Annotated in this window: 7 protein-coding genes; 5 read left to right on the forward strand and 2 right to left on the reverse strand. The window is 53.9% G+C overall.

Features of this window, described 5'->3' with window-relative positions; translation table 11 throughout:
* Positions 1-15 precede the first annotated feature (15 nt).
* Both narL and narX read right to left on the reverse strand, forming a co-directional pair.
* Positions 16-717: a two-component system response regulator NarL gene (narL, locus tag GN208_RS15975; RefSeq protein WP_004234744.1), complete on the reverse strand. Its 702-nt coding sequence runs from the start codon at positions 715-717 to the stop codon at positions 16-18.
* 3 nt (positions 718-720) lie between these two features.
* On the reverse strand, positions 721-2463 hold the full coding sequence (narX, locus tag GN208_RS15980) for a nitrate/nitrite two-component system sensor histidine kinase NarX (RefSeq protein WP_004234742.1): 1743 nt from the start codon (positions 2461-2463) through the stop codon (positions 721-723).
* Positions 2464-2761: 298 nt separating this feature from the next.
* Here narX and GN208_RS15985 point away from each other — a divergent pair, with 298 nt between their 5' ends.
* The 5 genes from GN208_RS15985 to narI all read left to right on the forward strand — a co-directional run bounded on the left by GN208_RS15985 (position 2762) and on the right by narI (position 10928).
* Positions 2762-4144 carry a NarK family nitrate/nitrite MFS transporter gene (locus tag GN208_RS15985; protein WP_004234739.1) on the forward strand — a complete coding sequence of 461 codons (1383 nt, stop codon included), beginning with the start codon at positions 2762-2764 and terminating at the stop codon, positions 4142-4144.
* 61 nt (positions 4145-4205) lie between these two features.
* A complete protein-coding gene (locus GN208_RS15990) occupies positions 4206-7967 on the forward strand; it encodes a nitrate reductase subunit alpha (protein ID WP_243828478.1) in 3762 nt (1253 codons plus the stop codon).
* Positions 7967-9523 (forward strand): nitrate reductase subunit beta, encoded by a 1557-nt coding sequence (gene narH, locus GN208_RS15995; protein WP_004241167.1) that lies wholly within the window; start codon positions 7967-7969, stop codon positions 9521-9523. Before GN208_RS15990 ends, narH begins: the two co-directional genes overlap by 1 nt.
* Complete coding sequence (gene narJ, locus GN208_RS16000; RefSeq protein WP_004234734.1) at positions 9520-10254, forward strand: nitrate reductase molybdenum cofactor assembly chaperone; 735 nt, start codon at positions 9520-9522, stop codon at positions 10252-10254. Before narH ends, narJ begins: the two co-directional genes overlap by 4 nt.
* The gene (gene narI / locus GN208_RS16005) at positions 10251-10928 is read left to right on the forward strand and encodes a respiratory nitrate reductase subunit gamma (protein WP_004234733.1); all 678 of its coding nucleotides are present in this window, start codon (positions 10251-10253) and stop codon (positions 10926-10928) included. The genes narJ and narI overlap by 4 nt, the downstream gene beginning before the upstream one ends.
* Positions 10929-11748 lie beyond the last annotated feature (820 nt).

Below are 11748 nucleotides of genomic sequence, written 5' to 3' on the forward strand. Positions count from 1 at the left end.
GGATAGATACCGGTACTATTTGTTCTGCAACACCCATACCGCTGCTTCCACCCGTGATTTTACCTTCATTTTTTTCATCAGGTTTTTTACATGCACTTTTACCGTGCTTTCCGTGATATCCAGTTTACGGGCGATCATTTTATTCGGCTGCCCCTGAGCAATCAGTTTCAGTATATCGCGCTCACGCGGGGTAAGGCTGTTGATATCCGGCTCATCATCACTGCGCACCTCACGCAGCGCGCCTGCCAGCACTTCGGTCAGTGCCGGGGAGACCACCATTTTACCGGCGGCCGCCTGACGCAGTGCCACCAGCAGCTCTTCCGGCTCCATATCCTTGAGCAGATAGCCGTCCGCCCCGCGGCGCAGTGCCGTAATCAGATCTTCCCGGTAGTTGGACACACTGAACACCACCACCCGGCCGGAGAGCGGTTTGCGCCGCAGAATATCCAGGGTTTCAAAGCCGTTCATTTCCGGCATATTCAGATCCAGCAGAATCAGATCCGGATCGAGTGATTCCGCCAGCGCAATGCCGTCGCGGCCATTCCCGGCTTCACCGGCCACAGTCAGTGACGGCTCCATGCTGATTAATTGCCTGACGCCGTTACGCAGCATCGGGTGATCGTCTATCAGCAGGATCGTGGAGGGAGAGGCCGGGTCAGCGGCTTCATCCGGATCACTGAGTATAATCTCTCCGGCCGAAAGTATTCTGTTCGTCATTGTTTACCTTGCTCCTGAATCGTCTTCATTTATTCTTATAGTTGTATTGGCGGGAAAGCTTATCAGCACCTGAGTGCCGCCCTGTTCCCGTGTGGTTATCCGGCAGGTTCCGTGCAGTGTGGCTGCCCGTTCCCGCATGATGGATAACCCGTAATGGTTATTTTTTTCCGGATGTTCCGGGATCCCTTCCCCGTTATCTTCCACGCTGATATAAATCATCTGGTCTTCTGACCGGCATATTACCTGCGCCCTCGACGCATTGGCATGCTGGAGGATGTTGCTCAGCGCCTCGCGGACAATCTGCACCACATGAATGGTCTGGTGCGCGGAGACCTGGCGCCCGGAGAGCTGAAAATCAAAACCGATGCGGTAACCCATCCGCTGCTCAAACTCCTCCAGCGTGCTCTGTAGCGCGGCAAGCAGCCCGGGCTCAGTCAGTTTCAGGCGGAAAGTGGTCAGAAGCTCACGCAGCTGATGATAAGCACCGTTTACTTCCTGGCGCATTTCGGTCAGCAGTGTCTGACAATTTTCCGGGATCTGCGCGGAATGCATCTGTAGATAGCTTATCTGAATTTTCAGACAGGATAACGACTGCGCGATAGAATCGTGAAGTTCGCGGGCAATCACTGAGCGCTCATCCATCAGAATCAGCTGTTGCTGCTGCTCATGCTGATAAGCCAGTGCAAAGGCTGAAATAATTTGTTTGCTCAGCATCTGCATCATATTCTGCTGCTCACTGTTCAGCTGCTGTCCGGCCGGTAACAGAAGCGTCAATACCCCGTAACGGTTAATCGGCCCGCTCAGATTCCAGGTCAGCTGTTCCTGTGTCTGTGACGGCACGCAGCCGCAGTCACCGATTTCTGTAAAACGGGTGGCGTTATTATCCTCAAAAATCCGCAGGCACAGTGCGCCTTCCGGCATGATCTGATGCAGATCACGCAGAATATCCGTCAGCTGAGTGGTCAGGTCATTGGTGTTATTCAGCCGCTGCCCGCTCTTATATAAGAAGGCCAGCATCTGGTTTTTTTCCTGTAAATCCTGTGTTTTGACCGCCACCCGTGATTCCAGCTCTCCGTAGAGCGCAGACAGTTCCTCTGCCGTACGGTTGAGGGTATTACCGATCATGGTGATTTCGTCGCGGTGGTCATAATCCGCAAAGCGCGGCTGAAAATTCCCCTGCCCCATCGCATCCGCCTGCGCCAGCAGACGCTGCCACGGATGGAGGATCCGGCGGCGGAAATGCCGCGCCGACAACAGCAGCAGTAAAATCATCAGCGCGATAAAGACCAGCTGAATGGCCGCCACCAGCCGGATGGTGGATTCAGTCTGGTGATCGATAGCCGACACCAGGCTGTCAATCTGACTGACAAACGCGGCCACCAGCGCTCGGGCCTCTTCCGGCTGTTTTGCCGCTTCCAGTGCCGGACGCAGCTTTTGCCGCCAGGTCTGTTCCACAGAGAGAAACTGCTGCTGTATTTTGGCCGGACTGACTGCTTTCATTCCGGCAAGCAGGGTTAAATCGGATTCGAAATCATCAAGATACTGCTGTGAATGTGCGGTCAGGGGGATTTCAGACAGGAAACGGTAACTCTGCATCCGCAATGTGCCGGATTTATTAATCGCGTGCGCATTGCCCTGCACACTTTCCGTGATCTGATTGGTCAGCCCCATGCCAATCACCGCAAAGACGGTAAGCAGCACCATAAAACCGGTGATTTGGGTAAGAATAGATGTGTGTTTCAGCATGCACTGATGCTCCTCTGAACTGACCGGTTATTCTCTCCGATTTCTCCGAAAAAACACTTACCACCAAAGTAGTACCCCTTAAAACCTTGAGGGATTAGCTGTTATAACCCACACTAATCATAATGATACTAACCGTTTGATTTTACGTATTTTCATCAGATTAACAACCGTACCCCTAAAGTAGAATGACGGTTTTGCGCTTAAAAATCAATCGGTTCACCCTTTGATTAAGATCAGTATCAGCACCTTATAACCCACGTAAAACGCCTTTAATTTCAGCATAATTTTGAGGTGTATTATGGCTCAGATCTCCGAAGGCAAGGCATCAGCGGGCGTCATTACCGACTGGCGCCCGGAAGATGAAAAATTCTGGACAGAGAGCGGGCACCGGGTTGCATCACGCAACCTGTGGATCTCCGTTCCCTGCCTGTTACTGGCATTCTGTGTGTGGATGCTGTTCAGCGCCGTTGCCGTCAATCTCCCGAAAGTCGGCTTTAACTTTACCACCGATCAGCTGTTTATGCTGACCGCGCTGCCGTCTGTTTCCGGGGCACTCCTGCGCGTTCCTTACTCCTTTGTTATTCCGATTTTCGGCGGCCGCCGCTGGACTGCGTTCAGTACCCTGATCCTGATTGTGCCGTGTGTGTGGCTCGGATTCGCGGTGCAGAACCCGTCAACGCCGTATGCGGTGTTTGTGATTATCGCCCTGCTGTGCGGCTTCGCCGGGGCAAACTTTGCCTCCAGTATGGGGAATATCAGCTTCTTCTTCCCGAAAGCGAAACAGGGCGGAGCTCTGGGTATCAACGGCGGGCTGGGTAACCTCGGCGTGAGTGTGATGCAGCTGGTCGCACCATTTATTGTGACATTCGGTGTGTTCAGCTTTATGGGCGGCACCGGCGTGACCCAGCCGGACGGCTCTGAGCTGTGGTTACAGAATGCCGCGTGGATCTGGGTGCCGTTCCTGCTGCTGTTTACCACCGCCGCCTGGCTGGGGATGAACGACCTCTCTGCCAACAAAGCCTCGTTAAAAGAGCAGTTACCGGTTCTGAAACGCAAACATCTGTGGATCCTGAGCTTCCTCTATCTCTCCACGTTCGGCTCATTTATCGGGTTTTCCGCCGGGTTTGCCATGCTGTCGAAAACCCAGTTCCCGGATATCGTTATCCTGAAATTCGCCTTCTTCGGCCCGTTACTGGGTGCGCTGGCCCGTCCGCTGGGCGGCTTCCTCTCCGATAAATTCGGCGGTATCCGCGTAACCTTTATTAACTTCGTGGTGATGGCGGTATTTGCCTTCCTGCTGTTCTTCACACTGCCGGGCAAAAATGATGCCGGTTCATTTGCCGCCTTCTTCGGCGTCTTTATGGTGCTGTTTTTCACTGCCGGTCTCGGCAGCGGCTCTACTTTCCAGATGATTGCGGTGGTGTTCCGCAAAATCACCACTGAGCGCGTACTGGCACAGGGCGGTACCGAAAAAGAAGCCCAGCATGAAGCCATCACCGAAAGTGCTGCCGCACTCGGTTTTATCTCTGCCATCGGCGCTATCGGCGGGTTCTTTATCCCGAATGCCTTTGGTATTTCACTGACACTGACCGGCTCGCCTGCCGGTGCAATGAAAGTGTTCGTTGTCTTTTATGTGGTCTGCATTCTGACCACATGGCTGGTATACGGCCGTAAAAAATAATTAATTCAATTCTGATAATCAGAGCAATGTGAGCGCCCGGCGCTTATCGGGGGATTACCGAATGAGCAAGTTTTTAGACAGATTCCGTTATTTTAAGCAGCGCGGGGAAACCTTCTCCGGCGACCACGGACAAGAGCTGAACGTCAACCGCGACTGGGAAGATGGTTACCGCAGCCGCTGGCAGCATGACAAAATTGTCCGTTCCACCCACGGCGTGAACTGTACCGGTTCATGCAGCTGGAAAATCTATGTGAAAAACGGGCTGGTGACCTGGGAGACGCAGCAGACGGACTACCCGCGTACCCGTCCTGATCTGCCGGATCATGAGCCGCGCGGCTGTCCGCGCGGTGCCAGCTATTCCTGGTATCTGTACAGCGCAAACCGCGTGAAGTATCCGATGGTGCGCAAACGCCTGATCAAACTGTGGCGTGAGGCCAAAGCACAGCACGCGGATCCGGTCGATGCGTGGGCATCCATTATTAATGATGAGGCAAAAGCCAAAAGCTACAAACAGGCACGCGGCCGCGGCGGTTTTGTCCGCTCCGACTGGCAGGAAGTGAATGAAATGATTGCGGCAGCCAATATTGTGACTGCCAAACAGTTCGGCCCTGACCGTATTATCGGCTTCTCGCCGATCCCGGCGATGTCGATGGTCTCCTATGCTTCCGGTGCCCGTTATTTATCCCTGATCGGCGGTGCCTGCCTGAGTTTCTATGACTGGTACTGCGACTTACCGCCGGCCTCCCCGCAAACCTGGGGTGAGCAGACTGACGTGCCGGAATCAGCAGACTGGTATAACTCCTCTTATCTGATTGCCTGGGGTTCCAACGTCCCGCAGACCCGTACCCCGGATGCGCACTTCTTCACCGAAGTTCGTTATAAAGGTACCAAAACTGTCGCGATCACGCCCGATTATGCTGAAATCGCCAAACTGTGTGACCAGTGGCTGAACCCGAAACAGGGTACAGACAGTGCCGTTGCACTGGCGATGGGTCATGTGATCCTCAATGAGTTCCACGCGAAGCGTCAGGCGGAATACTTCACCAGTTATGTCCGCACTTACAGCGATATGCCGATGCTGGTGATGCTGGATCCGCGTGCGGAAGGCGGCTATGTGCCGGGCCGTATGCTGCGGGCATCTGATCTGGTGGATTCTCTCGGCGAGAAAGAAAATGCTGAGTGGAAAACTATTGCCATTGATGAGAACAGTCAGCAACTGGTGGCACCACAGGGCTCTATCGGGTTCCGCTGGGACAAATCCCGTAAATGGAACCTGGAGCCGCGTGACGGCAAGAGCGGTGATGAGATCACCATGCAGCTGAGCCTGCTGGATAAGCACGATGAAGTTGCTGATGTCGCTTTTCCGTATTTCGGCGGCATTGAAAATGAGTTCTTTGAAGGTGTGGCACTGGATGAAGTGCTGATGCACAAACTGCCGGTGAAAGTGGTACGTCTGGCAGACGGCAGTGAAGTCCGTGTGGCGAGTGTTTTCGATTTAACCCTCGCCAACTACGGTATCGATCGCGGCCTGGACGATGTGAACTGCGCGGCGGATTACAGTGAAATCAAGGCCTATACCCCAGCCTGGGCAGAGAAAGTGACCGGCGTCAGCCAGCATCACATCTCCCGCATTGCCCTTGAGTTTGCCGATAACGCCGAGAAAACCCACGGCCGTTCAATGGTGATCGTCGGTGCCGGTATCAACCACTGGTATCACATGGATATGACCTACCGCGGCATCATCAATATGCTGGTGTTCTGCGGCTGCGTCGGCCAGAGCGGCGGCGGCTGGTCACACTATGTGGGTCAGGAAAAACTGCGTCCGCAGACCGGCTGGTTACCGCTGGCGTTCGGGCTGGACTGGTCACGCCCACCGCGTCATATGAACAGCACCTCTTTCTTCTATAACCACTCAAGCCAGTGGCGTTATGAAACTGTTCAGCCGCAGGAGCTTCTCTCCCCGCTGGCGGATAAATCCCGCTTCAGCGGCAGCCTGCTGGACTTCAACATCCGCGCTGAGCGCATGGGCTGGCTGCCGTCCGCACCGCAGCTGAACGTGAACCCGCTGACTATCGCGGCGAGAGCAAAAGAAGCCGGTCAGGATCCGCAGGCTTACACCGCAGAAGCACTGAAGAGCGGCACTATCCGCTTTGCGGCGGAACAGCCGGATAATCCGCAGAACTTCCCGCGTAACCTGTTTATCTGGCGCTCCAACCTGCTCGGTTCCGCCGGTAAAGGCCATGAGTATCTGCTGAAATACCTGCTCGGCACCGAAAACGGTCTGCTGGGTAAAGATCTCGGCGAACAGGGCAGCGTGAAACCGGAAGAAGCGGAATGGGTGGATAATGCCCCGGAAGGAAAAGTGGATCTGGTGGTGACACTCGATTTCCGCATGTCCAGCACCTGTCTGTTCTCCGATATCGTGCTGCCGACCGCCACCTGGTATGAAAAAGATGATATGAACACCTCGGATATGCATCCGTTCATTCATCCGCTGACCGCTGCGGTCGATCCGGCCTGGGAATCCAAAACCGACTGGGAAATCTACAAAGGGATCGCCAAATCCTTCTCTGAACTCTGCCCGGGCCACCTGGGTAAAGAGACGGATATTGTTACGCTGCCAATCCAGCATGACTCCGCTGCCGAAATGGCGCAGCCGTTTGATGTGAAGGACTGGAAAAAAGGCGAATGTGACCTGATCCCGGGGAAAACCGCACCGCACCTGATGGTGGTGGAGCGCGATTATCCGAACACCTATGCCCGCTTTACCTCGCTGGGGCCGCTGATGGATAAACTCGGCAACGGCGGGAAAGGTATCAGCTGGAATACTCAGGAAGAAGTCGATTTCCTGAAAAAACTCAACCGCACCCGCACTGAGGGCGCAGCGGAAGGTCGCCCGGCAATTGAAACCGCGATTGATGCGGCAGAAGTCGTGCTGTCACTGGCACCGGAAACCAACGGCCATGTGGCGGTGAAAGCCTGGGATGCGCTCGGTAAAGTGACCGGCCGCGACCATACGCATCTTGCCATCCATAAAGAAGATGAAAAAATCCGCTTCCGCGACATCGTGGCGCAGCCGCGCAAAATCATCTCCAGCCCGACCTGGTCCGGCCTCGAAGATGAGCATGTCTCTTATAATGCGGGTTACACCAACGTTCACGAGATGATCCCGTGGCGTACCCTGAGCGGCCGTCAGCAGTTGTATCAGGATCATGAATGGATGCGTGCATTTGGTGAGTCTCTGGTGGTGTACCGTCCGCCGGTGGATACCCGTGCGGCACAACCGCTGCTGGGCGCAAAACCGAACGGTTATCCGGAGAAAGCCCTGAACTTCCTGACCCCGCACCAGAAATGGGGTATTCACTCCACCTACAGCGACAACCAGCTGATGCTGACCCTCGGCCGTGGTGGCCCGGTGGTATGGCTGAGTGAGGACGATGCCCGCTCGCTGGGTATTGAGGATAACGACTGGATCGAAGCTTTCAACAGCAACGGCGCACTGACTGCCCGTGCGATTGTCAGCCAGCGTATCCCGGACGGCATGATCTTTATGTATCACGCCCAGGAGCGTCAGATTAACCTGCCGGGATCGGAAGTGACCGGTATGCGCGGCGGTATTCATAACTCCGTCACCCGTGTCTGCCCGAAACCGACTCATATGATCGGCGGCTACAGCCACCTGGCATACAGCTTTAACTATTACGGCACTGTCGGCTCCAACCGCGACGAGTTTGTGGTAGTCCGCAAAATGAAAAATGTGGACTGGCTCGACGGTGAGCAGGATGGTTATCAACAGACCCTGAGCGGGCAGGAGAAAGCATAATGAAGATACGTTCCCAAGTCGGCATGGTATTGAACCTGGATAAATGTATCGGTTGCCATACCTGCTCTGTCACCTGTAAAAACGTCTGGACCAGCCGCGAAGGTGTGGAATACGCGTGGTTCAACAACGTCGAAACCAAACCCGGCCTGGGCTACCCGCATAACTGGGAAGACCAGGAAAAATGGAAAGGCGGCTGGATCAAAAACATCCGCGGCAAACTGGTGCCGCGTATGGGTAACAAAATCGGCCTGCTGTCAAAAATCTTCGCCAACCCCGACCAGCCGGAGCTGGATGATTATTATGAGCCGTTCACTTACGACTATGATCATCTGAAAAACGCCCCGGAAGGCAATCTGCCGACCGCCCGTCCGCGCTCACTGATCACCGGTCAGCGCATGACAAAAATCGAAAACGGCCCGAACTGGGAAGATGACCTCGGCGGTGAGTTCAGCCGCCGCAGCGCGGACAAAAACTTCGCCGACATGCAGAAAGAGATGTACGGCCAGTTTGAGCAGACTTTTATGATGTATCTGCCGCGTCTGTGTGAACACTGTCTGAACCCGGCCTGTGTCGCGACCTGTCCGAGCGGCGCTATCTACAAACGTGCGGAAGACGGCATCGTCCTTATCGATCAGGACAAATGCCGCGGCTGGCGTATGTGCCTGACCGGCTGTCCGTACAAAAAAATCTACTTCAACTGGAAAAGTGGCAAATCCGAGAAATGTATTTTCTGCTATCCGCGTATCGAAGCCGGTCAGCCGACCGTCTGTTCGGAAACCTGTGTGGGCCGTATCCGTTACCTCGGTGTGCTGCTCTATGATGCGGATCGCATTGAAGAAGCGGCCAGTGCGGATAACGAAAAAGATCTGTATGAGCGTCAGCTCGGGATCTTCCTCGACCCGAACGACCCTGAAGTGATCCGCCAGGCGCAGAAAGACGGCATTCCGCTGAGTGTGATTGACGCGGCACAGAAATCGCCGGTCTACAAAATGGCAATGGAGTGGAAACTTGCTCTGCCGCTGCACCCGGAATACCGCACCCTGCCTATGGTCTGGTATGTGCCGCCTCTGTCACCGATTCAGTCTGTCAGCGATGCGGGTATGCTGCCGCACAGCGGCGTACTGCCGGATGTGGAAAGTCTGCGCATCCCGGTTCAGTACCTCGCCAACCTGCTGACCGCCGGGGATACCGCGCCGGTACTGCGTGCCCTGAAACGGATGCTGGCCATGCGTCACTACAAACGCGCGGAAACCGTGGATAAAACCCGCGATATCAGTGCGCTGGAAGAAGTGGGTCTGACAGAAGCCCAGGCACAGGAAATGTACCGCTATCTGGCTATCGCCAACTATGAGGATCGCTTTGTGATCCCGTCATCACACCGCGAACTGGCCCGCGAGGCATTCCCTGAGCGCAACGGCTGCGGATTCAGCTTCGGTGACGGCTGCCACGGCAGCGATACCAAATTTAACCTGTTTAACAGCCGCCGTATCGATGCCATTGATATCACGCAGAAAACACCGGCAGATGCACCAATCTCAGAGAGGCATTCATCATGATCAGCTTAAAAATTATCGGCTGCCTGCTGGATTACCCGAATGAGGAGCTCTGGGGACACCGCGACGAACTGATTGCAGAGATTGAACAGGCGCACGAGCTGCGCCTGACTCAGGCCGCCGCACTGATGTACTTCGTCGCTGAACTGACCGCTGAGCCGCTGCTCGACAGCCAGGCACGCTACAGTGAATTGTTTGATCGCGGCAGAGCTACCTCTCTGCTGCTGTTTGAACACGTTTACGGTGAGTCACGCGATCGCGGCCAGGCGATGGTGTCCCTGCTGGAGCAGTATGAGCAGGCCGGGATCACCCTCAGCAGCCGCGAACTGCCGGATTACCTGCCGGTTTATCTGGAATATCTCTCTGTTATGCCACCGGAACAGGCCTGTCAGGGACTGAAAGACATCGCGCCGATCCTCGCCCTGCTCGGTGAGCGGCTGCGTCAGCGTGAAAGTCATTACCATGAACTGTTCAGCCTGCTGCTGGCCATGGCGGACAGCGACCTGACACTCAGCTCACTGACCCGTCAGGTGGACGGTGAAGCCCGTGATGACACTCCGGCTGCACTGGATGCGGTCTGGGAAGAAGAACAGGTGACATTCCTGGCCGATAAAGGCTGTGACAATTCTGTTCTGACACAGCATCAGCGTCGTTTTTCACAGAGTGTCGCCCCGAATTACATTCAGGTGGGTGACGCGCCGGTTCCCCCTGCGGCGAAAGGAGTAACTCCATGAATTTCCTGAATACGTTTTTCTTTGATATCTATCCGTATATCGCGGGCGCGGTGTTTATCATCGGCAGCTGGCTGCGTTATGACTACGGACAATACACCTGGCGTGCCGGTTCCAGTCAGATGCTGGATAAAAAAGGGATGCGTCTGGCTTCCAACCTGTTCCACGTCGGGATCCTCGGTATCTTCTTCGGGCATTTCGTCGGCATGCTGACGCCGCACTGGATGTATGAGCCGTTTATCACTGTGGCGCAGAAACAGATGCTGGCGATGGTGGCGGGCGGCACCTGCGGGGTGATGACGCTGATCGGCGGCGGTCTGCTGCTCAAACGCCGTCTGACCAACCCGCGCGTCCGTGCGACATCATCTGCGGGCGATATCCTGATCATCACCCTGCTGGTGATCCAGGTAATTCTGGGACTGGGCACCATTCCGTTCTCCGCACAGCACACTGACGGCAGCGAGATGATGAAACTGGTCGGCTGGGCACAGTCTGTCGTGACATTTCAGGGGGGTGCATCAGAGCATCTGGAAGGGGTTGCCTTTATCTTCCGCATGCACCTGGTGCTGGGTATGACACTGTTCCTGATCTTCCCGTTCTGCCGTCTGGTGCATATCTGGAGTGCGCCGGTTGAATACATTACGCGCCGCTACCAGTTAGTGCGCAACCGCCATTAATTAACAACAACAGTCTCATCCTTTAAATGCACAGTTTTGGGTGGCTCCGGCCACCCCTTTTTTTATCACCGTGTTATTCTTTCAAAAAAAGTTGAAACAGATTACCGCTTCAGAGGCAAAACAACCGGTTTCTCTGCCGCCGTAACGTGTCACTAACATTTTCAACATCTTTCTGCCGACTAAAAAATTCTTACAAATCAATTCGGTAAATCACAATCAGCAGAAACACTCTGTTTTATCCCGGTTCTGATGTTCACTTCTGCTATTTTTCACTGCTTTTTTGTTATTAAAATGATTTTGCAATCATTAAAAAATAGTTGAATTTAATATTGACCCACATCACAAAACTGGTATGATACCTCCATCGAAGCAAAACACGCTTACTCAACTAATTCAAAGCAGGAGTTCATTATGAAAAGTATCAAAACTTTCTTCTCTAATCTGACCCGTGCTGCTGCTATCATTGCAAAATACAGCAAAGCATTCTGATTAAATCAGACAGATATAAGAAAAGCGCCCTCAGGGCGCTTTTTTATTGCCTGCGATCCGGCCTGCAACAAAAGTTGAAGCGACTGACCGGCACAACGACGCACTCTCCGCTTTTCCTGATGCAGTAACGTGCCGCTAACATCTTCAACATCTTGTTACTGATTAAAAAATCCTGCTAAATCAATTCAGTAAATCATAGCCAGCAGAAACACACTGTTTTATCCCGGTTATGATATTCACTTTTGCTATTTTTCACTGCTTTTTTGTTATTAAAATGATTTTGCAATCATTAAAAAATAGTTGAATTTAATGTTGACCCACATCACAAAAC

The organism is Morganella sp. HSTU-ASny43 (assembly GCF_022819185.1).
Taxonomy (GTDB): Bacteria; Pseudomonadota; Gammaproteobacteria; order Enterobacterales; family Enterobacteriaceae; genus Morganella; species Morganella morganii.